The 19957-nt window shown below is 49.0% G+C and carries 19 protein-coding genes and 1 pseudogene; 15 read left to right on the top strand and 5 right to left on the bottom strand.

The genetic code is table 11. From position 1 onward, the window contains the following. Positions 1–3: 3 nt before the first annotated feature. A complete protein-coding gene (locus tag OGV85_RS19350; RefSeq protein WP_003037421.1) occupies positions 4–432 on the top strand; it encodes a TOBE domain-containing protein in 429 nt (142 codons plus the stop codon). 121 nt (positions 433–553) lie between these two features. Here the strand turns inward: OGV85_RS19350 and OGV85_RS19345 are convergent, their stop codons facing one another. Beyond that, complete coding sequence (locus OGV85_RS19345; protein WP_003037424.1) at positions 554–898, bottom strand: nitrous oxide-stimulated promoter family protein; 345 nt, start codon at positions 896–898, stop codon at positions 554–556. A gap of 187 nt (positions 899–1085) precedes the next feature. On the opposite strand from OGV85_RS19345, the gene OGV85_RS19340 reads away from it, so the two are divergent. The 13 genes from OGV85_RS19340 to OGV85_RS19280 all read left to right on the top strand — a co-directional run bounded on the left by OGV85_RS19340 (position 1086) and on the right by OGV85_RS19280 (position 16534). Beyond that, positions 1086–2003, top strand: a complete 918-nt coding sequence (locus OGV85_RS19340) for a metal ABC transporter substrate-binding protein (protein ID WP_061547643.1) — start codon at positions 1086–1088, stop codon at positions 2001–2003. Continuing rightward, entirely contained in the window at positions 2000–2815 is an 816-nt protein-coding gene (gene sitB, locus OGV85_RS19335; protein WP_003840297.1) for an iron/manganese ABC transporter ATP-binding protein SitB, read from the top strand. The genes OGV85_RS19340 and sitB overlap by 4 nt, the downstream gene beginning before the upstream one ends. A 2-nt stretch (positions 2816–2817) precedes the next feature. Further along, complete coding sequence (gene sitC / locus OGV85_RS19330; RefSeq protein WP_003037433.1) at positions 2818–3675, top strand: iron/manganese ABC transporter permease subunit SitC; 858 nt, start codon at positions 2818–2820, stop codon at positions 3673–3675. After that, complete coding sequence (sitD, locus tag OGV85_RS19325) at positions 3672–4523, top strand: iron/manganese ABC transporter permease subunit SitD (protein ID WP_061547644.1); 852 nt, start codon at positions 3672–3674, stop codon at positions 4521–4523. The genes sitC and sitD overlap by 4 nt, the downstream gene beginning before the upstream one ends. A 766-nt stretch (positions 4524–5289) precedes the next feature. Next, positions 5290–5619: a DMT family transporter gene (locus OGV85_RS19320; RefSeq protein WP_225623509.1), complete on the top strand. Its 330-nt coding sequence runs from the start codon at positions 5290–5292 to the stop codon at positions 5617–5619. Further along, positions 5616–5945 (top strand): DMT family transporter, encoded by a 330-nt coding sequence (locus tag OGV85_RS19315; protein ID WP_008322725.1) that lies wholly within the window; start codon positions 5616–5618, stop codon positions 5943–5945. The genes OGV85_RS19320 and OGV85_RS19315 overlap by 4 nt, the downstream gene beginning before the upstream one ends. 13 nt (positions 5946–5958) lie before the next feature. Further along, the gene (gene cutC / locus OGV85_RS19310; protein WP_003840305.1) at positions 5959–8337 is read left to right on the top strand and encodes a choline trimethylamine-lyase; all 2379 of its coding nucleotides are present in this window, start codon (positions 5959–5961) and stop codon (positions 8335–8337) included. Then, positions 8300–9274 (top strand): glycyl-radical enzyme activating protein, encoded by a 975-nt coding sequence (locus tag OGV85_RS19305; protein ID WP_003037447.1) that lies wholly within the window; start codon positions 8300–8302, stop codon positions 9272–9274. The genes cutC and OGV85_RS19305 overlap by 38 nt, the downstream gene beginning before the upstream one ends. Before the next feature lie 284 nt (positions 9275–9558). Then, the gene (locus OGV85_RS19300; RefSeq protein WP_061547645.1) at positions 9559–10326 is read left to right on the top strand and encodes a winged helix-turn-helix domain-containing protein; all 768 of its coding nucleotides are present in this window, start codon (positions 9559–9561) and stop codon (positions 10324–10326) included. Continuing rightward, positions 10323–10802, top strand: coding sequence for a FidL-like protein (locus OGV85_RS19295; protein ID WP_048217207.1), 480 nt, complete (start codon positions 10323–10325; stop codon positions 10800–10802). The genes OGV85_RS19300 and OGV85_RS19295 overlap by 4 nt, the downstream gene beginning before the upstream one ends. 527 nt (positions 10803–11329) lie before the next feature. Continuing rightward, the gene (locus tag OGV85_RS19290; RefSeq protein ID WP_003034211.1) at positions 11330–12415 is read left to right on the top strand and encodes an efflux RND transporter periplasmic adaptor subunit; all 1086 of its coding nucleotides are present in this window, start codon (positions 11330–11332) and stop codon (positions 12413–12415) included. Continuing rightward, a complete protein-coding gene (locus OGV85_RS19285) occupies positions 12415–15468 on the top strand; it encodes an efflux RND transporter permease subunit (RefSeq protein ID WP_061547646.1) in 3054 nt (1017 codons plus the stop codon). Before OGV85_RS19290 ends, OGV85_RS19285 begins: the two co-directional genes overlap by 1 nt. 64 nt (positions 15469–15532) lie before the next feature. After that, positions 15533–16534, top strand: a complete 1002-nt coding sequence (locus OGV85_RS19280) for an AI-2E family transporter (RefSeq protein ID WP_032949911.1) — start codon at positions 15533–15535, stop codon at positions 16532–16534. 82 nt (positions 16535–16616) lie between these two features. On the opposite strand, the gene OGV85_RS19275 is transcribed toward OGV85_RS19280, so the two are convergent. Then, complete coding sequence (locus OGV85_RS19275) at positions 16617–16760, bottom strand: hypothetical protein (RefSeq protein WP_003034206.1); 144 nt, start codon at positions 16758–16760, stop codon at positions 16617–16619. A gap of 364 nt (positions 16761–17124) precedes the next feature. On the opposite strand from OGV85_RS19275, the pseudogene OGV85_RS19270 reads away from it, so the two are divergent. After that, positions 17125–17598: pseudogene (locus OGV85_RS19270) on the top strand (Fic/DOC family protein); the annotation flags it as partial. Here OGV85_RS19270 and tnpC read toward each other — a convergent pair. Genes tnpC through tnpA form a run of 3 tightly spaced genes read right to left on the bottom strand, consistent with a single transcriptional unit; the run spans position 17553 to position 19865 of the window. Further along, positions 17553–19091 (bottom strand): IS66 family transposase, encoded by a 1539-nt coding sequence (gene tnpC / locus OGV85_RS19265; RefSeq protein WP_003843773.1) that lies wholly within the window; start codon positions 19089–19091, stop codon positions 17553–17555. The pseudogene OGV85_RS19270 and the gene tnpC sit on opposite strands and share 46 nt — an antisense overlap. 49 nt (positions 19092–19140) lie before the next feature. Further along, complete coding sequence (gene tnpB / locus OGV85_RS19260; RefSeq protein WP_003843771.1) at positions 19141–19488, bottom strand: IS66 family insertion sequence element accessory protein TnpB; 348 nt, start codon at positions 19486–19488, stop codon at positions 19141–19143. Then, positions 19485–19865 carry an IS66-like element accessory protein TnpA gene (gene tnpA / locus OGV85_RS19255; RefSeq protein WP_032939119.1) on the bottom strand — a complete coding sequence of 127 codons (381 nt, stop codon included), beginning with the start codon at positions 19863–19865 and terminating at the stop codon, positions 19485–19487. The genes tnpB and tnpA overlap by 4 nt, the downstream gene beginning before the upstream one ends. Positions 19866–19957: the final 92 nt, after the last annotated feature.

Genomic DNA, 19957 nt, shown 5'->3' with positions numbered 1-19957 from the left:
AGTATGGCGGTATCAGCACGTAATCAATTAACCGGTACAGTGAGCGCAGTCGCTACAGGCGCAGTGAATGATGAAGTTGAACTAACGCTGGCTGGCGGCGCAAAACTGGTCGCGATTGTGACCCATAGTAGTCAGCAGGCACTGGGTCTGGCGAAAGGAAAAGAAGCCATTGCGCTGATCAAAGCGCCGTGGGTGACGCTGGCGACTGAAGACTGTGGCCTGAAATTCTCTGCCCGTAACCAATTTGCCGGTAGCGTTTCACAGGTAACCGAAGGCGCCGTTAACGCCACCGTACACATCAAAACTGATGCCGGTTTTGACATTGTCGCGGTCGTGACGAACGAAAGTCAGCAAGAGATGAAACTGAGTCAGGGAAGCCGGGTCATCGCGCTGATCAAAGCCTCGGCCATTCTGATTGCCACCAAAGCGTAATCGCCATTCATCACCGCATGGCCAGATTACCCGATGGCGCTACGCTTATCGGATTTACACAACGGTTCCGTTTACCTTGTAGGCCGGATAAGGCATCGCCACCATCCGGCACACAAAGACGCTATTTTTTCCGCTGGTATTTCTCTGGCAATTCCGGGACAGGGCGTTTGTCATCAATCAGATGACGCACGGTCAGAATCGGATGACGCCAGAGCATTCTTGGCCCAGCCCAACGCATAATTTGCTTCATCTCTTCGCGTTTGGCAGATTGATAGCAGTGCACCGGACACTGCTTACAGGCCGGTTTTTCCTCACCAAAGACACACTTATCGAGGCGCTTTTGCGCATAGGCAAACAACGCATCGTAATGCCCCGGCTCGTCTGAAGCCTGCGGACACTGGCGCTCGTAGAGTGAGATCATTCTCTGGATCGTCATTTTTTCACGTGCAATACGTTTGCCGGACATGATGCCTCCATAATTAAGTTGCATAAATAATACACTTTAACTAAGCACAGGACTATTGCTGGAGGTCATCCATTCCTTAGCACCCTACGCAAATAAGAATTATTTTCATTTATTTATGCCATGTGCTATATAACATAGCAAAGGCTATATTCGATGATAAATTAACCATTTTGTTGTGAGGGATACTATGCCGCATCTGCCCCATCTCAAGTCATTTCTCCTTGCCAGCGCGTTAACGGCGCTGACGCTGTCACCCGCCTGGGCGAAAGAAAAATTTAAAGTGGTAACCACCTTTACGGTGATTGCCGATATGGCAAGCAATGTAGCAGGTGATGCGGCGGACGTTAGTTCTATCACCAAACCGGGGGCTGAAATTCACGAATATCAACCAACCCCAGGTGATATTAAACGGGCGCAAGGCGCACAGCTTATTCTCTCCAACGGTCTTAACCTCGAACTATGGTTTGCCCGCTTCTACCAAAATTTGTCCGGCGTACCAGAAGTGATGGTCTCAAACGGCGTCCAGCCAATGGGCATCAGCGAAGGACCGTACAACGGTAAACCAAACCCGCATGCCTGGATGTCAGCGGAGAACGCACTTATCTACGTGAATAACATTCGCGATGCGCTGATGAAATACGATCCGGACAATGCCGCGACCTACCAGAAAAACGCACAGAATTATAAAGCGAAAATCCAGCAGACCCTGGCGCCACTGCATACAGAACTGGCAAAGCTCCCTGCTGATAAACGCTGGCTGGTCACCAGTGAAGGCGCATTCTCCTACCTGGCACGTGATAACGGCCTGAAAGAGCTGTATCTGTGGCCGATCAATGCCGATCAGCAAGGTACGCCGAAGCAGGTACGCAAGGTAATAGATGCGATCAGAGAGCATCATATCCCAACGGTATTTAGCGAAAGCACCGTGTCCGACAAACCAGCGCGTCAGGTTGCCCGTGAGTCTGGCGCGTATTACGGCGGCGTGCTGTATGTCGATTCGCTCAGCGCTGCCGATGGTCCGGTACCGACCTATCTGGATTTACTGCGCGTCACCACGCAAACCATTGTTAACGGCATCAACAAGGGTCTGGAGAGACAACCATGAGTCACTCTGCGATTACCGTAAATCAGGTTACGGTGACGTATCGCAACGGTCATACCGCATTGCGGGACGCCACTTTTCAGGTTCCGGGCGGCTCAATTGCCGCTCTGGTCGGCGTCAACGGGTCGGGAAAATCAACGCTTTTTAAAGCGCTGATGGGTTTTGTCCGCCTGGCGCAAGGGGAAATCTCAATTCTGCAACAGCCGGTAAATAAGGCGCTCAAACAGAATCTGATCGCCTATGTCCCTCAGTCAGAAGAGGTGGACTGGTCGTTTCCGGTACTGGTGGAAGATGTGGTGATGATGGGACGCTTTGGCCATATGGGCTGGCTGCGTCGGCCAAAACAGATCGACCACGCCTGCGTGGATGCGGCGCTGGCGCGGGTTGATATGCTGGACTATCGCCATCGTCAGATAGGTGAACTGTCCGGTGGGCAGAAAAAGCGTGTTTTTCTGGCAAGGGCAATCGCACAGGACGGACAGGTTATTTTACTGGATGAACCCTTCACCGGCGTGGATGTAAAAACCGAGGCCCGGATCATCGACCTGCTGCGTGAACTGCGTGATGAAGGTCGAACCATGCTGGTCTCTACCCATAATCTGGGATCCGTCACCGAGTTTTGTGATTACACGGTGATGATTAAGGGCACGGTGCTGGCAAGTGGACCAACCGATACCACCTTTACCCCCGAGAATCTCGAGCTGGCATTTAGCGGCGTACTGCGTCACGTTGCGCTGAGCGGCGGCGAACAACACGTGATTACCGACGATGAACGCCCGTTTATTTCGCGACGTGCGGCAAGCGAGGGGGAATAATCATGAACTGGCTGACAGAGCCGTTTAGTTACCAGTATATGCTCAACGCCATGTGGGTCTCGGCGATGGTCGGCGGCCTGTGCGCGTTTCTCTCCTGCTATTTGATGCTCAAAGGCTGGTCGCTGATCGGCGATGCGCTGTCGCACTCTATTGTTCCGGGCGTGGCAGGCGCTTATATGTTAGGGCTTCCCTTCGCGCTTGGCGCATTTCTTTCCGGTGGGCTGGCAGCGGGCAGTATGCTGTTTCTTAATCAGCGTTCACGCCTGAAGGAAGATGCGATTATCGGGCTGATTTTTTCGTCTTTCTTCGGTATCGGGCTGTTTATGGTGTCGCTCAATCCGATGTCGGTGAACATCCAGACCATTATTCTCGGTAATATCCTGGCAATTGCGCCGGAAGATATTCTGCAACTGGCCATCATCGGGGTTATCTCGCTGACTATCCTGTTTTTGAAGTGGAAAGATCTGATGGTGGTCTTTTTTGATGAAAACCACGCGCGCTCTATCGGTTTGAATCCGGGGCGTTTAAAACTGCTGTTTTTTACGCTGCTCTCCGTTTCCACAGTCGCCGCACTGCAAACCGTCGGTGCATTTCTGGTGATTTGCCTGGTGGTTACGCCCGGAGCGACGGCCTGGCTGCTGACCGATCGTTTTCCACGCCTGCTCACCATCGCCGTAGCTATCGGCAGCCTGACCAGCTTTTTCGGCGCCTGGCTGAGCTACTGGCTGGACGGCGCAACCGGCGGAATTATCGTCGTTCTGCAAACATTGCTGTTCCTGCTGGCATTTGTCTTCGCACCAAAACATGGTCTGCTGGCGAATCGCCGACGCGCCCGACTGGTGAACAAGGAGTCAGTATGATCTTAACAACGCTATTAGAACCCTTTCAGTTTAGCTTTATGGTCAATGCGCTGGTTATCTCCACCATTGTCGCCGTGCCCTGCGCGCTGCTGTCGGTATTTTTAGTACTCAAAGGCTGGGCGCTGATGGGCGATGCCATGAGCCATGCGGTTTTTCCAGGGATCGTTCTGGCTTATATCGCAGGCATCCCGCTGGCAATTGGCGCATTTGTCGCTGGATTGTTCTGCGCGATAGCAACCGGATACCTCGACGATAACAGCCGCATTAAGCGCGACACCATCATGGGCATTGTTTTCTCCGGGATGTTCGGTGCGGGACTGGTGCTGTATGTTTCCATTCAGTCGGAAGTGCATCTGGATCATATTCTGTTCGGCGATATGCTCGGTATATCACTGACCGATATCATACAAACAACGGCGATCGCTTTGGGGATCGCGCTTATTATTGGGCTTAAGTGGAAAGATCTGCTACTGCATGCGTTCGATCCGCATCAGGCAAAGGCCAGTGGGCTTAACACCCCCTTACTGCACTACGGCCTGTTGTGCATGATCGCCCTGACGATTGTCGCCACGCTAAAATCTGTCGGGATTATTTTGTCGATTTCTTTACTGATTGCTCCCGGCGCCATCGCGATCTTAATGACGCGAAAATTTTCTCACGCCTTGTGGCTGGCGGTGGTGATGTCGGTCATTACCTCATTTATGGGGGTGTATCTGTCATTTTTCATCGACAGCGCACCGGCTCCCACCATCGTCGTATTATTTTCCCTGCTGTTTGTGATTACTTTTATTTATGCAACCCTGCGCGATCGGCGTTTAGAGAATCAACTTCAGGTGCATGATGTATAAATAATGCTTCATAATATGTCAGCTAATGATGTTTATGCCTCTAGAGCCTCGTTTCCACATCCTGACGGGTATTATCGTTATTCCATAAGATAAAAAAGAGCAACCACGAAATGAAAGAGTAATTTGATACAAACTTCACCGGCCACACCACAATGGTAAATTAGGGTGTGGCATTGATACTTGAAGTTCATCTGTTAAAGATAAAGAAATCGACTCATTAACCAGTTTTTAATTAACTATCTAATTTTATGATCATTATTTCTCCACTCACTGAAGAAATATAATCTGCAGGTTTATAGATAAATCCATACAACATCGGCAAAGCTCATATCACACCCCAGAAAATAATTAATAATTTTTTATTAAGCCATACTAGTGCGGGTTATGGCTCCAAAATCCTTCGCCGCACCAAACACCCCATAACTGAACCGTATATACACTCTAAGCATTCACGTATGCTCTTTGAGCTGCCTGGGCAGACATTAATCTCAAAGGTTAAATTACATCAACATCATTATTTAGCCTGCACTTCGGGAAATGATATCAGGCATAAAAGCAATACTGAGAGGTACTCGTCCCATATCATTAAAAGATGAAATTTAACGCTTCATAAGAAAATAAACAAAGAATAAAAAACTATAATCTCCAATTTTTTCGAATTATATGGCTAGAAAAATAAAAATACTGTTTCATGTCCGTCATCCAATCCGACCTGTAACCAGGCTCATTAATCAGGAAAGTTAATATGACGTTAAGAAAGACATACATGAAACTTGCTCTGGCTATTTTGTTCGAAATATTTGCAACAACTATGCTGGTCCTTTCTGAAGGATTTACTCGCATCCTTCCTTCTATTTTATCCATAATAGGGTATGGGCTTTGCTATTATATCCTAACTTATGTATTTCGCAGAATGCACCTTGGCGTTGCTTATGCGATCTGGTCTGGTGTGGGTATCGTCGCAGTAAATATAATTGGCGTGTTAAATTTCGGCTATTCAATAAGTGGCGGCCACTTACTGGGCATGTGGTTAATCGTCGCCGGAGTTATTGTTATTAATTTTTCCGCAAAATATAAAACGATGGAAAACACATGATTCAAATAATACTCATGAGTACAACATGGTTATTTATTGCCATTCTTACTGAAGTTTTTGGTACTGCCATGCTACCCAAAACCCGACATTTTCGGAGACTCGCCCCAACCATATTTTGTGCGTTAAGTTACGTAGTTTGTTTTTATGCCCTGGGGCAAGCAATGAAATTAATGACACCAGGTATCGCTTACGCAATCTGGTGTGGTATGGGCACAGTATTAATTACTGTGATAAGTAGTATTTATTACGACATGCATACCAGCATATTTGAAAAAGCAGGTATTGCACTGATCCTGAGTGGCACGCTGCTGATGGGATTTGCATAAAAGGAGTTATTAAATGGAAAAGCAACTTACCGATCGTATTGACGCCCTGAAAGCACAATATTTCAGCGCAAAGCCGTTTATCTCTGTTTCAAGGGCACAGGCGGTTACAGAGGTCTATAAAAACAACCCCGGGCTGGATCTGATTATGTTACGGGCACTTGCCTTTCGGCGCGCCTGCGAACGGGCACCTTTATGGATTGCCGAGAATGAGCTTATTATCAGCCACCCGGCAGGCGGTCCGCGCGGTGGAGAAGTATCACCTGAGCTCAGCTGGCGCTGGGTAGCTGAAGAACTGGATACCGTAAAAGAGCGTAAACAGGATCCCTATCAGATAAGTGACAGCGCAAAGCGTATTCTCAGAGAAGAAATCTTCCCTTTTTGGCGCGGTCGCTCGCTGGATGAAATCGCGGAAACTCAACTCCGTCATGCAGGCCTCTGGGAATGGTGCAATGAATACGGCGTCTGCGACGTAACCATTAAAACCCAGAATGGCGGAGGTGATACCTGTCCGGGTTACGACACGTTATTACTGACAGAAGGTATGGGCGGTTTGCGTGACAGGGCTATTCACGCAATTGAACAGCTAAGTTTAACCTGCGCAGAAGATATGGAACGCCACCAATTTTATCTGGCAACGAAAGAGACCTGCGATGCGGTGATCCATTACGCCCATCGTTACAGCGACTACGCCGCACAACTGGCTGATGAACAAACCGATCCTCAACGCAGAGTAGAATTGAACCGTCTCGCTGACATTTGTCGCCGTGTACCTGAACACGCGCCGCGTAATTTTTATGAGGCGCTTCAGTCCCTGTGGATTGTACAGTCTCTGTTTTGTCTTGAAGAAAACCAGACCGGTATTTCACTGGGACGCGTCGATCAGTATCTCTGGCCATTACTGGAGCGTGACCTGGCAGAAGGGACATTGACTCATGCCCACGCAGAAGAATTACTGTGTTGCTGGATGATTAAAATGGCAGAGAGTTTGTGGATCTGTAGTGAGTCTACAGCAAAATATTTCGCTGGATATCAACCATTTATCAATATGGTTGTTGGCGGGCAAAAACGTGAGGGCGGCGATGCCACTAATCAGCTGACAATGATGATTATGGCCTGCTCACGGAAATTGAAAATTTATCAACCCAGCCTGGCTGTAAGGATACATAACCAGTCGCCGTGGCACTATCTGCGGGAAATTGTGGAAGTTATCCGCGGGGGAACGGGTTTTCCGGCCTGCCATTTCGATGACGCGCATATCAAAATGATGCTGCGCAAGGGATTTGATTATGAAGATGCACGTGATTATTGCCTGATGGGCTGTGTTGAGCCTCAAAAGTCCGGAAAAATGTATCAATGGACATCTGTAGGCTATACCACGTTTACTCGGCCACTGGAACTGGCGTTTAGTAATGGTTATGGGCCACAGGGTGAGCGTATCGGTCCTCAGACCGGCGAACTGACAGAGATGACCAGTTACAACGATTTTGAAGCGGCAGTAAAACAGCAACTGGCGGCTATTACGGCTAAAGCGGCCCAAGCCACACTCATCATTCAGAAGTTGCACAGACAGTATGCCCCAAAACCGCTTATTTCCTGCCTGATTGAGGGATGCTTGGAAAAAGGTCGCGATGTTACCGCGGGCGGAGCGTGGTTAAACAACGGCCCCGGGCTTATCTGGACAGGTCTGGCTGATTTAGCGAACGGGTTGATGGCCATTAAAAAAGTGGTGTATGAGCAAGAGCAGGTCACTTTGTCTGAGCTGGATGAAGTGTTGAAAGCCAATTTTGTTGGGCATGAAGCGCTTCGCCAGCGCTGCCTGCGAGCACCGAAATACGGCAATGATATTGCAGAAGTTGACGAACTGGCGCGTTCCCTTATTCATTACACTGAGCAAGAGCATCGCCGCTATCACATGCTTTATGGCCGCTTCACGCATGGCACGCTATCTATTTCAAATAATACGCCGTTCGGACTGGCAACCGGTGCGTTACCTGGCGGCAGACTGGCTCATAAACCTCTGGCCGACGGAATAAGCCCATCGCAGCAAACCGATATCAATGGCCCGACGGCAGTGATTAACTCGGTGAGCAGGATAAACGTTGAAGAGATGGAAATCGGCATGGTGCATAACCTCAAACTAATGCACGGTATGTTGGAAAGCGATGAAGGCATTAATCAACTGATTAACCTGCTTCGCACCGCCAGTATGCTTGGTAATGGGCAAATGCAGTTTAGCTACGTCGATAATGAAGAGCTGAAGCGCGCGCAGGCACGTCCGGAGGAGTATCCGAATTTGATGATTCGTGTGGCCGGATATAGCGCATTTTTTGTTGAACTCAGCCGTGAGGTGCAGGATGAAATCATTAGCCGTACCGTTCAACATGAATGCTGAGCCGCTAACAGGCCGCGTCTTTAATATTCAGCGCTTCTCGTTACATGATGGCCCGGGTATTCGCAGCGTCGTATTCCTTAAAGGATGTCAGATGAGCTGTATTTGGTGCGCGAATCCCGAAGGATTGCGTCAGGATAATGACGTGCTGTGGCGTGCCAGTAGTTGCCAGCACTGCGGGGCCTGCGTTGATGCCTGCCAGAAAGGTATTCATCAGTGGAGTAATAAGAATCACGTTATTGATCCCAGTATGTCGTGTGATGGCTGCCGTCTTTGTGAAGAAGCTTGCCCGTCCCAGGCGCTTAAGATTGTCGGACGTCAGATGTCAGTTGATGAGGTACATCAAGAGGTCGTAAAAGATGTAGCTTATTATCAGTTATCAGGAGGAGGCGTTACGCTCAGCGGCGGTGAAGTGATGCTTCAACCGGATTTTGCAGTCCAGGTACTACAAAACTTACGCCGGGAGGGTATCCATACCGCGGTGGAAACGGCAGGGTTCGCCCCCTGGTCAGCGGTTGAGAAAGTCAGTACTGTGGCTGATCTGGTGCTCTATGATCTCAAGCTGGCGGATGACACACTTCATCAACGATTTACCGGGGTCAGTAATATCCGTATTTTACGCAATCTTGAAAAATTACTGACGTTGAATACTCCAGTACGCCTGAGGATCCCAGTAATTCCCGGCGTTAACGATTCATCACATGAAATAAATAATATGCTCCTGCTTATCAGCAATCTTACTGCCGGAAAGACATCTTTTCAGGGTATTGATTTATTGCCTTACCATGCTTACGGCGTACAAAAATACTCACTGCTGGGACGCGATTACCCGGCCAGTACTATTATCAGGAAGGGTACAGAAAGTAATGGCGCAACATTCCTTCAGATTGCAAAAGACAGAGGAATCTCCGCTACGCTTTCAACCAGCCTGGTGGGTTAAAAGAACTGTGCCGCAATTGCACAACTTTGGCTTAACAACATTACTCATTTTTTCAGCAAACTGTCTGTTATCTGTAGTGATTTTGCTTATAAGCTAATAACTGAGAATATTACTACTTCGGGCTAAATTCATTAGCAACTGTTAAATTCGTTAATAATTACCAGTTATATTGATGAGAATTTTCATAAATGTAACCAATGTACGGGAGGCAATTTAGCGCATAATCACCCGGATATCTGTGTTATAATTTTCTGTAATAACGCAGGTATCTGGTAATTGCTAATATGATTTTTTTAATTGCGGAGAAAATAAAGTTTAATCCAGAGGATGGATCGCTAACCCATTGCGCCACAAAGGAAACGGTAAAACTCACCCTAACGGCCAGCCGCTTGCTGGAAACCCTATTAAGGGCGTCAGAAGGGATACTATCACGTGAGAAATTATTAACTATGGTCTGGGACGATTATGGTTTACAGGCGTCCAATAGCAGCCTTAATCAGTATATCAGTATCTTACGTCGCGCATTATCTGCATTCGGCTGTGAAGAACTGATAATTACTGTACCGAAGATGGGGTTCAGGCTAAATCCTGACATCACACTTCAGTTAACCCAGACAGTGCCGCTCAGTATACCTGAACAGGTCACTTCTCAACGTACCGGGAAACTGTTTTCTTTAAAAAATGCGTACCTCACGATGATTATCGTTCTGACATTATTCATTTGCGGTACGATCGTTTTTTTTAATACCGTCTCATCGGTCAGTACCAGTCACTACCCGTTGTATAAAGACAGTCTGGCGACCGGGTGCGAGGTGGTGTATATGAAAAATCTGAGTGAGCGAGATCGGGAGAAAGCCAGGAAGAATATTGCTGCCATTCTTAAGGACAATGCCGCCACCTGCGGCCCTGAACAAAAGGTGATATTTGACAGCAATGACTCCTTTACCGCGCAAAGCGCCGGGCGCACCCTTTTTTCGCTTTGCACAGCAGGAAAAAATAATCAAATTATCGCGTGTGACAACGTCTACTACCACAACTGGAAGCAATCATGAAAATTAAATGGATAGTGTGCATGGGTCTTGTCCTGATTGCTGTCTGCCTGGGTGTTTCATTTAACTATGCCCATGGAATCAGTAACTTCAAATGTACGAATCAGTCACGCTATCGTATAACAAGAAATTCAGTGGTATATGATTTCTATGTTAAGCAAACCATTCAATTATATGAAGATAATACGGGTTTTATTTCATTTAATGGTAAGGTTGCGGGAGGCGATGTAACACAAAGCGTGAGCCGTAAAATTCTTCTGCGGGATGGTCATCAGATAGATAACCATACTCTCCAGTACCAGAATGACGGCGTTCGCAGATTACCGGCAGATCATGTTGAGGATGATATTTTTCAAATCTTACTGGCAGAAGTCAGCGGTGATGACGCAACCCTGATTTTTGAGCGAGAAAGAATTGATAACCACGCCTGGCTTATCGGTAATCCGGATGCCTGGGTTCTCACTTGTGTTGAATATTAAAACAATAAAAGCGTGACTGCAGAGTTAAATAATTAAACCTGTAATGACATTAAATCACTTCCTTTGTTTTAATATTAAATCACAGCAGTATTAAACAACATCCTGAATTTACCATACCATGTACCAGTGGCTACCCCTCATTACGGTTGCGGATACGGTATTAATTAAAAATCACATATTAAAGAATCTGTTAAGTATTAGTGAGATTGGAATTCACAATTTATCAGAGATCCGGTTTCATCTAAATATAACATTGTTATATACACAGTGATATTGAAGGCGGCGAATGAAATTTTACCAATAAGAATTTGAATTAACTTGTCCATTCCTCCGGAGTAAGGACCGTGTTGTATCTGTTTCTTCTTGTACGACAAGAATGCATGTAACTAGCGGAAAAACTAAAGGAAGTTATATACCAACCAAACTGAGTCTGCATTGTGTCAGCCTCTGGCTGGCATTCTGCTTTCATTCGCTCACATATATAACCCTACAAAATTAATTACATCATTATCGCTGAGGATATAAAATTGGCTCGTTATTTACCCCTGATTATCTTTGCCGTTTTTTTAATTACAGCGTGCGAGCAGAAAGAAATAGATTTACCCATTCAGCCTCGCACAATTAAAGTTGTGGAGGTGGGAAAGTCTGAAAAGGCCCGTCAACGTATTCTCCCCGCAAGAATTGAGTACAGTGATTCCACCGCACTATCTTTTGAACGCTCGGGCCGTATTGAATGGCTTGATATCCGCCAGGGAACTCCAGTGGCGAAAGGACAAGTGATCGCCCGGCTCTCTAGCGATGAAGCCCGGCAACGGGTAAAAGAACGGCAGACCACCGCCGACCTCGCACAGCGACAGTTTGAACGCTTCCAGGCATTGTCTGCGCGCCATGCCGTCTCACGTGATGAGATGGATGTACAACGTGCCAAAAGAGATGCTGCAAACGCGGCGCTACAGATCGCTCGTGAAGAACTGAACCAAATGATACTCACCGCCCCGTTCTCCGGTATCGCTGTCAGTGTAAATGCTCGAAGCCATCAGGTTGCGACAGCCGGACAAACTATCGCCACTCTGGCTCGCACCGACATGCTCGATGTGGCATTCAGCGTACCGGAAAACCTGTTTACCGCAATGGACATTCGCAATGTGACCTATCGACCACTGGTGCAAATCACTGCACTGCCTGGCCGCCAGTTTCAGGCTGATTACAAAGAGCACTCGGCTAGCAGCAACAATAACACGCTCACCTGGAAGATGATTTTAACCATGCCACGACCGTCTGACTTCCCTGCTGTTGCTGGGGTCAGTGGTACGGTCACCATCGATTTGTCAAAACTGCCAGTCAGTACCTTGCGTGAAAAGCTGGTCGTGCCAGTTGAAGCTGTGTTTAACCCGGACAACAGCCCACTCAATCACCCCCACGTCTGGGTGGTAAAGGGCAGCGGCGAGCAGCTTACGCTGGAAGAACGCAGTGTAACCACTGGTGAACTCACCGAGGGCGGTATCGTAATAACCCACGGTCTAACAAACGGTGAACGGGTGGTCGCTGCCGGGGTGAATGAAATACATGCTCAGCAGCAGGTCCGTATCTGGACACGTGAAGGGGGACTGTAATGGATATCTCCCGACAGTTTATTAATAATCCCGTCCGTGTCTGGCTGCTCATTCTGTTACTAGGTATCGGCGGTATTTTTGCACTACTTAACATCGGTCGTCTTGAAGATCCAGAGTTTGCTATTAAAAGCGCCGTGGTTGTTACCCTCTATCCAGGGGCATCCGCCGAGCAAGTAGAAGAAGAAGTAACACTGCCACTGGAAAAAGCCCTGCAGCAACTGCCCTATCTGGATAACATCAGTTCGATTTCATCCAACGGGATGTCGCAAATCACAGTGAACATCGCTTCGCACTACCACTCGGATAAATTACCCCAAATCTGGGACGAATTACGTCGTCGGGTAGGTGATGCAGGACGCGTATTTCCGCCTGGTGTCATGCAGCCTTTCGTAAACGATGATTTTGGCGATGTTTTTGGATTTTTCTTCTCAATTTCCGGTGACAATTTCAGCAATAAAGAGCTTGCACAATATGCCGAACAGCTGCGACGTGAGCTGGTACTGGTGCCTGGCGTAGGCAAGGTCATGACCGGAGGAATCATAACGTCACAGATCAATGTAGAGGTGTCACTGATAAAAATGGCTGCGCGCGGCATCACGCCGGCTCAGCTATCCGCTGCGCTGAGTCGACTGAATGTTGTGTCAAACGCTGGGGTGATAAAATCTGGTACAGAATCAATCCGTATACATTCCACTGGCGAATTCGAAAATCTTGATGAACTGGGCCATCTACTTGTTAGCCCAGCGGGTGACAGCGCCAGCACACGCCTGAAAGATATAGCCACACTCACGCGCGGTCTCGCTGATTCGCCCTCCAGCATTTATCACGCCAACGGTCAACCCGCCGTGATGATGGGGGTATCATTTATACCCGGCGTGAATGTGATTGACGTGGGACAAGCGCTGAAATCTAAGTTACTACAGATGTCTGAGGAAAAACCCGCCGGTATACAGATCGGTGTATTTTACGACCAGTCTGCTGAAGTGGCATCTTCAGTAAATGGCTTTCTTACTAATTTTCTAATGGCGCTAACGATAGTCATCGGAATATTGGTGATATTCATGGGGCTGAGCAGCGGCATTATTATAGCCCTGTCATTAGCGCTCAATGTGCTGGGCACGTTGTTTATTATGTATCTGTGGGGACTTGAGCTTCAGCGCATCTCCCTGGGGGCGCTGATAATCGCGCTGAGTATGCTGGTAGATAATGCGATAGTGGTTGTGGAGGGATTACTCATTTCGCGTCAGCAGGGCGTGTCAGGGGTAAAAGCGCTAAACTTAATTATTCGGCGATCCGCACTTCCGCTGTTGGGAGCCACAATTATTGCTATCCTGGCATTTGCTCCTATTGGCCTGTCACAGGACTCAACGGGCGAATACTGTAAATCGCTGTTTCAGGTATTGTTAATTTCACTGATGCTGAGCTGGTTCACGGCCCTAACCATTACGCCAGCACTGGTTAAATGGTGGCTATTTAAAACCGAATCCCCTCTTAAGCAGCCATCAGAATTCGCTCCCTATAGTGGCAGTTTTTACCGACTCTATCAGCGTATCCTGAATACACTGTTGGCACACAAAACAGCCACACTTTCAGTCATGGCAGTACTGCTGGCGTTGGCAATCTGGGGCTTTGGCTCGGTACGACAAAATTTCTTTCCTTCAGCCAGTACACCGATTTTTTTTGTGGATCTGTGGCTACCTTATGGTTCGGACATCACCTCCACGGAAAAGCTGGCTAGTGATATTGAAAAAATAATTGACGGTCGCCCGGGCGTGGTTTCCACGGTGTCAACGATAGGTCATGGCAGCATGCGGTTTATCCTGACTTACAACGGTCAGCGCCAGTACAGCAATTACGCACAAATCATGGTAAGAATGGACAATGAGCGCAATATTGGGGTACTGACGAGCCAGTTGGATACCGTTATCGCGCAGGATTACCCGCAGGTCAATGCCAGTACCAATCGCGTGATGTTTGGCCCTGCGGGCAGTAGCAGTATTGAGGTACGCATCAGAGGGACAGCGCCCGATATCATGCGCCAGATTGCCAGCAAAGTAAGTACTATTCTGGCCGACAATCGCGATACCAGTAGTGTAAGTAACGACTGGCAAAACCGCAGTAAAGTCATTCGCCCACAATATAATCCAGTGCTCGGTCAAGAGTTAGGTGTGGATAAAAAAGAAGTAGATGACGCGTTGGAAATGAATTTTTCCGGCAGTCGCATCGGGCTATATCGCGAAGGCACGGATATGATGCCGATAGTGGTGCGTCCGCCCGAAAACGAGCGGCATGACATTAATCATCTTAATAATGTCCAGGTCTGGAGCCAAAATCAGCAACGCTACATTCCGCTCAGTAACGTGGTCGATGGGTTCATATTACAGTGGGAAAATCCACTGATTCTGCGTCGCGATCGCAGCAGGGTTATGACCATCATGACCAACCCTGACCCACTGAGCAATGCCACTTCCGCCGATATTCTGGCACGCGTTCGCCCACAGATTGAACAGATTCCGTTGCCGCACGGTTACAACATTACGTGGGGAGGAGATGCGGAAAGTTCAAGCGAGGCACAGCAAGGCCTGTTCTCTACCCTGCCGTTAGGTTATCTGGTGATGTTCACCATTACCGTGTTGATGTTTAGTTCGCTGAAAAATGCTTTCGCCATCTGGCTTACCGTGCCGCTGGCATTAATTGGCGTCACAACAGGGTTTTTACTTATCGACATTCCGTTTGGCTTTATGGCCCTGATAGGTTTGCTGAGTCTGAGTGGAATGTTGATCCGTAACGGGATTGTCCTGGTTGAGGAGATTGAGCATCAGAAACAGGTGAAGCCGCAACATGAAGCGCTTATATCCGCCGCCACTTCACGTTTACGTCCTGTTCTGCTCACAACCTTCACCACTGTACTGGGTTTCGCGCCGCTGCTGAGGGATGTCTTTTTTCAGGGCATGGCCGTGGTTGTTATGTTTGGTCTGGGTTTTGCGACAATCCTTACCTTAATGGTTCTGCCGGTCCTCTATGACTGCCTGCACCGTCCGGAGACACCATGAAACATCACGGGGTAAATGTTAAAAATCGACAGGCTGCTTGTCGTTTACAGGAGAACAGACGTCAATGCATCAGAGCGGGTTAAAATCATTAACGCCCCTTATTCAGGGGCTACTTTTGCTGACATGTTTGACCATACTATTGGCTGGATTGCACATGGCAGCACCACTGGTTAATCAGGTCCTCCTGGCGCTGTTTCTCGCCGTGATGCTTGATCCACTGATCGAACGCCTGGAGAAACACGGACTCCCTCGACTCCTTACTTCGCTATCAGTGATTGTGGCTCTGCTGTTACTGATCGTTATTATCATCAGCTCGCTCAGCGCCTCAGCACCGGGGTTAATTCAGCTCAGTCGCCTGGCATCGGTTCAGATCGCCACCCAGCTTCATGCTCTGACATTTTTTCTGAGCGAGGCGGGTATTTTCCTTTCCACCAATCTGGTGCTTAGTTTCATCGATACCAGTGCCATACTTCGTCTGATAACCAGCCAGCTGTCGCTGATTCCGGGCATGTTGTCCTGGTGGCTGATGGTATTTCTTATGCTGCTATTTATGTTGTACGAACTGCCAGTGTTAAAAACCACTCTGCGCACCACTCAACATCGTTCGGGTGTGATCCGTGCGCTGCTGGAAGGCATACAAAGCGTGATCGTTTATGCACGCGTAAAAACGCTGACGGGACTGCTCGGTGGCCTGGTTGTCTGGGCCGCCGCCTGGCTACTGGGTTTAAAGTTTGCTTTTCTCTGGGGCATGCTGATGTTTATTTTCAATTATGTCCCGGTGGTCGGCTCCTTACTTGCCGCGATTCCGCCGGTCCTTCAGACGATGATCTTTTTCGATATACAGGCCGGCCTGTTGGTCGCTGGATTTTTCGTGGTGCTAAACCTTTCCCTGAGTTCAGTGATGGAACCACTTATGCTCGGCAAACGGTTGAATTTACCACTGACGGTTCAACTACTGGCATTCCTGATCTGGCAGGCACTACTTGGCATAACTGGAGCTATACTGGCCATTCCACTCACCTTTTTACTGAAAAAAGTGTGGCAAGCATTACGTGAACTGGAATGACGTATATATGCAGACGAGAGAAGTTGTGGAAAGTTACCAATTTTAAACTGAATAAGTTTACCAGTCGGGGACTCGCGTAACGTTAGAAAAAAGACTTCATCCTGGTGGCACCAGATGAGAGACGTAAACCACGATTTTCGCCTACGTCAGCTTCATCTTTGCCACCAGGCTTCATCATTTTTACCGCTTTAAACGAAAGTGGCTTTCCCTCTTGTTTTCCTGCCATAAAGACTCCGTTATCATGCACCTCATACCGTCATGAAATCCTACTGTTAACTGTAGGATTTCATGATATTCGATGAGACAACGTGAAACCTAATGATAACCATAAAATTCACTAACTCATTAAAAATTAAGAAATATGGACATCACACTCCAATGAGTACAATAGAAAACCTAGACTCTCACACGCCGATGATGCATTGGTGTGTTAATGCTGATTATTAAAGATTATTTTCCACCAGAGAATAAAAAATACATTTTAACCTACACTTTTGTAACTATCTGATTTTAAGAATATTGTTTGCTGTACTCATCCAGCGTTATACTCTCTCTGTTTTCCCCTCCTTCTAATAACACAGGGCATCTCCATGAGCCGATACCATGTATCCAGCAGTGAAGGCCAGTATGAGAAAGACTCTGGCGAGCAGGTTTTGGCTAATAAGCTGGGGATTGCGACTTCTGATGAGATGGATGAGGCTGAACTTGTCCTGTTAGAACAACTCTACCAGTCTGTTTTTGAAGAGCAGTTCCCGGAAGGACAGCTCAGCGTAGCCATGCTAAAAAGCTGGCATCGCCGCTGGTTAGGTAACATCTACGAGTGGGCTGGACAAGAAAGAGCGGTGAATATTAGCAAAGGCGGCTTTATGTTTGCCCCCTCAGCGCAGGTGCCAAAACTGCTGAACGAATTCGACACTAAGTATCTGGCTCAATACACACCGTGTAGCGGCATGGACGAAGAACAACTCATCACCGCTATCGGTAAGCGTACAGCGAGAACCGTATTGACGGGAACGGGTTATTCAGTTGGCAGGGTTATTCGCCAGGGTAACAGTTCGCTGACCTGATTGACCGGCCAGTCAGCTATGACGTTGAGCACATGACAGAGATACCTCTCTGGCTCCACGCCGTTCAGTTTGCACGTCCCGATCAGGCTGTACAGCAGTGCTCCGCGCTCACCACCGTGGTCAGAGCCGAAGAACAAGAAGTTTTTGCGGCCCAGGCTGACCGTCCGCAGCGCATTTTCAGCGATATTGTTATCGGCTTCAGCCCAGCCATCGTCTGCATAGTACGTCAGTGCTGGCCACTGGTTCAGTGCGTACGCGAACGCCTTCGCCAGCTCTGAGTGTCGCGACAGCGTTTTCATCTTTTCACGCAGCCAGCTTTCCAGGGATTTCAGTCGCGGTTTAGCTTTCTGCTGACGCTCACCAAGACGCTGCTCTGCCGGCATTCCCCGTATTTCAGCCTCGATAGCATACAGTTCGCCTATCCGTTTCAGGGCTTCCTCCGTCAGCACTGATGGAGTACGAACGTGCACATCATGGATCTTGCGGCGGGCGTGAGCCCAGCAGGCTGCTTCAGTTATCTGTCCATTGCGGTACAGCTCGTTGAACCCGGCGTACGCATCCGCCTGCAGAACACCGCTGAAGCCCGCAAGATGGCTCTGCGGATGGATGCCTTTTCTGTCCGGGCTGTAAGCGAACCACACGGCCGGCGCCAGCGCTGACCCGGCGTTGCGGTCGTCGCGAACGTACGTCCACAACCGCCCGGTCTTCGTCTTTTTATTACCTGGTAACAGTACCGGGACGGGCGTGTCATCGGCGTGGAGTTTGCCACCCATCAGGACATAGTCCTGAAGCGCCTCTTCCAGCGGCGACAGTAGCCGGCAGCATGCATCCACCCAGCCCGACAGCAGTGAGCGACTCAGTTCCACGCCCTGGCGGCCGTATATTTCAGACTGGCGGTACAGTGGTGTGTGCTCTGCATACTTTGAGGTCAGCACGCGGGCCAGCAACCCCGGGCCGGCGATACCCCGCTCAATGGGCCGTGAAGGCGCCGCTGCCTGCACGATCGCATCGCACTGAGTACAGGCATGTTTTTCACGTACTGTCCGGATAACCCGGAAGGCGCTGCGCATCAGCTCCAGCTGTTCGGCGGCATCTTCACCCAGGTAACTCAGCGAACCACCGCACTCCGGGCAACAGGATTCTGCCGGAAGCATACGCTTTTCATCACGCGGGAGTGATTCGGGGAACGGTCTGCGGGTGCGGGTCTGACGCAGCGAGCGCTGCACTTCCGGGTCATCCACACGACCGGTCAGCGTATCGCTTTCTTTCTGAAGCACCTTCAGGTCAGCTTCCATCTGTGCGATACGACGGGATACTTTTTCGGAACGGCTGCCGAAGTTCATCCGGCGGAGTTTATCCAGCTGCGCCTGCAGGTGGTCTATTTCGCGCTCACGGTCGGCCAGCTTTTCCAGCAGGGCGCGGTTCAGCGCTTCCTGTTCGGCAAGCCGCTGTTTCAGCAGAAGGATTTCGTCAGAAGAGGTGTCGTTCATAAGCCCGTATTTTACCAGGCTTATTCAGCAACAACCAGGATAAAGAGGCCTACAACATGGTCAGAGATGTCAGCAACCGTTTAGGTTGTCGCCAGTCGATGCCTTCCATCAGCATCGCCAGCTGGGCCGGGGTCAGGAACACTTTGCCATCACGGGCAGAGGGCCAGGCGAAGCGACCACGCTCCAGCCGTTTGGTCAGCAGGCACAGCCCGTCGCCGGTGGACCACAGCAGTTTGACCTGGTTGCCGCTGCGACCCCGGAAGATGAAGACGTGGCCGGACATCGGATCGTCTTTCAGCGCCGTCTGTACTTTTGCGGCAAGACCGTTGAAGCCATTTCTCATATCAGTGGTACCGGCAACCAGCCAGATTTTGGTACCTGTTGGTAACGGGATCATCGCTTCAGCTCCTGTATCAGCAGAGCCAGGAACTTTTCGCTGACAGTGCCGTTGAGGCGGAGCGTCCCGTGCCGGAACGTTATCTCACAGCTGATACTGAGGGCTTCCGGGCTCTCAGTGGGCGGCTCTGGCTGTACGTCAGCGGCATCGAGAGTCACAGGAAGTAGCTGCGGGTTCTCTGAAGAAGGTAATAGCAGCTTTCCCTCGCGCCATTGTTGGCGCCATTTGAACAGCAGATTGGCGTTAATGCCATTTTCAAGCGCCAGTTTTGAGATGGATGTTCCTGGTTCGCAGGAGGCAGCAACGAGTTGTTGCTTAAACTCAGGAGAATAATTAGGGCAGCCTTTTCGCCTGCCGGGAGTCACATTTTTCTGCATATCTGACACTTTGGTTCCCACTACTTATTTGGTGGACACCACTTTGTCGGATGCTTCGGATTATGACCAGACGGTTCACGCTGTACGCTTAC

The sequence above is a fragment of the Citrobacter sp. Cf132 genome (assembly GCF_030333885.1).
Taxonomy (GTDB): Bacteria; Pseudomonadota; Gammaproteobacteria; order Enterobacterales; family Enterobacteriaceae; genus Citrobacter; species Citrobacter freundii.
The sequence above is the reverse complement of the archived record's forward strand: the minus strand, read 5'-3'. Positions and strand labels throughout refer to the sequence as shown.

Coding starts and splice junctions, on each gene's coding strand:
- OGV85_RS19350 (WP_003037421.1), top strand. CDS start 4: ATGGCGGTATCAGCACGTAATCAATTAACCGGTACAGTGAGCGCAGTC.
- OGV85_RS19345 (WP_003037424.1), bottom strand. CDS start 898: ATGTCCGGCAAACGTATTGCACGTGAAAAAATGACGATCCAGAGAATG.
- OGV85_RS19340 (WP_061547643.1), top strand. CDS start 1,086: ATGCCGCATCTGCCCCATCTCAAGTCATTTCTCCTTGCCAGCGCGTTA.
- sitB (WP_003840297.1), top strand. CDS start 2,000: ATGAGTCACTCTGCGATTACCGTAAATCAGGTTACGGTGACGTATCGC.
- sitC (WP_003037433.1), top strand. CDS start 2,818: ATGAACTGGCTGACAGAGCCGTTTAGTTACCAGTATATGCTCAACGCC.
- sitD (WP_061547644.1), top strand. CDS start 3,672: ATGATCTTAACAACGCTATTAGAACCCTTTCAGTTTAGCTTTATGGTC.
- OGV85_RS19320 (WP_225623509.1), top strand. CDS start 5,290: ATGAAACTTGCTCTGGCTATTTTGTTCGAAATATTTGCAACAACTATG.
- OGV85_RS19315 (WP_008322725.1), top strand. CDS start 5,616: ATGATTCAAATAATACTCATGAGTACAACATGGTTATTTATTGCCATT.
- cutC (WP_003840305.1), top strand. CDS start 5,959: ATGGAAAAGCAACTTACCGATCGTATTGACGCCCTGAAAGCACAATAT.
- OGV85_RS19305 (WP_003037447.1), top strand. CDS start 8,300: ATGAAATCATTAGCCGTACCGTTCAACATGAATGCTGAGCCGCTAACA.
- OGV85_RS19300 (WP_061547645.1), top strand. CDS start 9,559: ATGATTTTTTTAATTGCGGAGAAAATAAAGTTTAATCCAGAGGATGGA.
- OGV85_RS19295 (WP_048217207.1), top strand. CDS start 10,323: ATGAAAATTAAATGGATAGTGTGCATGGGTCTTGTCCTGATTGCTGTC.
- OGV85_RS19285 (WP_061547646.1), top strand. CDS start 12,415: ATGGATATCTCCCGACAGTTTATTAATAATCCCGTCCGTGTCTGGCTG.
- OGV85_RS19280 (WP_032949911.1), top strand. CDS start 15,533: ATGCATCAGAGCGGGTTAAAATCATTAACGCCCCTTATTCAGGGGCTA.
- OGV85_RS19275 (WP_003034206.1), bottom strand. CDS start 16,760: ATGGCAGGAAAACAAGAGGGAAAGCCACTTTCGTTTAAAGCGGTAAAA.
- tnpC (WP_003843773.1), bottom strand. CDS start 19,091: ATGAACGACACCTCTTCTGACGAAATCCTTCTGCTGAAACAGCGGCTT.
- tnpB (WP_003843771.1), bottom strand. CDS start 19,488: ATGATCCCGTTACCAACAGGTACCAAAATCTGGCTGGTTGCCGGTACC.
- tnpA (WP_032939119.1), bottom strand. CDS start 19,865: ATGCAGAAAAATGTGACTCCCGGCAGGCGAAAAGGCTGCCCTAATTAT.